This window comes from Limnospira sp. PMC 1279.21 (genome assembly GCF_032349615.1).
Lineage (GTDB): Bacteria > Cyanobacteriota > Cyanobacteriia > Cyanobacteriales > Microcoleaceae > Limnospira > Limnospira fusiformis.
The window spans coordinates 1-235 of the sequence record NZ_JARPLU010000624.1 but is presented as its reverse complement, the minus strand read 5'-3'; the positions used below and the strand labels follow the sequence as shown (position 1 = coordinate 235).

Sequence of the window (235 nt, the reverse complement as noted above, 5' to 3'; positions counted from 1 at the left end):
CCAGGTTTTGGAATCCACACCCGTCGCAGTGGTTTTGCTTTGAGGTTTCCCTTAATGCTCTCAACAAGTTCAAACCTTTGCCTTGGAGAGATTGCTCTCATTCCATCGACTCCAGCCGTTTTCTTACCTTGATTATCTTGGGTCACTCGCCGCACTGCTAAGAGTCGGGCATAATATGACTTCACCAATAGACGTTGCAACCTTCTTGCCTTTGCATCCTGTCCCGATTTAGCTG

At 47.7% G+C, this 235-nt stretch carries 1 protein-coding gene; it reads right to left on the bottom strand.

Annotation, left to right across the window (positions count from 1 at the left end):
- The coding region (locus P5683_RS26260; RefSeq protein ID WP_315669534.1) for a reverse transcriptase N-terminal domain-containing protein at positions 1 to 235 on the bottom strand (235 nt) is incomplete at both ends.